Origin of the sequence: Streptomyces sp. SP18CS02, from assembly GCF_036322365.1 — a bacterium.
Taxonomy (GTDB): domain Bacteria; phylum Actinomycetota; class Actinomycetes; order Streptomycetales; family Streptomycetaceae; genus Streptomyces.
Genome location: NZ_JAQYXC010000066.1, coordinates 1 through 310, shown reverse-complemented (window position 1 = coordinate 310; position 310 = coordinate 1). Strand labels below are relative to the sequence as shown.

Here is a 310-nt window from a genome sequence, read left to right as displayed (position 1 = left end):
CGGCGTACCGCCTCGTAGGCGGCCAGGGCCTCCGCGGGCCGGCCCGCGGCGCGCAGGGCGCGGATGCGCAGGCTCTGCAGCGGCTCGTCCAGCGGCGAGAGACCGCACAGCGCGGCGAGTTCCGGCAGCGTCTCCTCCGGTCGCCCCAGCGCCAGCATGGCCCTGAGGCGGGAGCCCTGGACGCCCCTGCGCCGCGCCTCCCAGGCGGCCGCCTCGGCCGCCCAGCCGGGCAGGTCCGCGAGCACCGGCCCCCGCCACAGGGCCAGGGCGTCGTCCAGCACGGCCAACGCCCCCGCCGGGTCCCCCGCCT

The 310-nt window shown here is 81.0% G+C and carries 1 protein-coding gene; it reads right to left on the bottom strand.

Going from position 1 to position 310, the window contains the following annotated elements; all coding sequences use genetic code 11:
* The coding region (locus tag PUR26_RS00345; protein ID WP_329868066.1) for a BTAD domain-containing putative transcriptional regulator at positions 1-310 on the bottom strand (310 nt) is incomplete at both ends.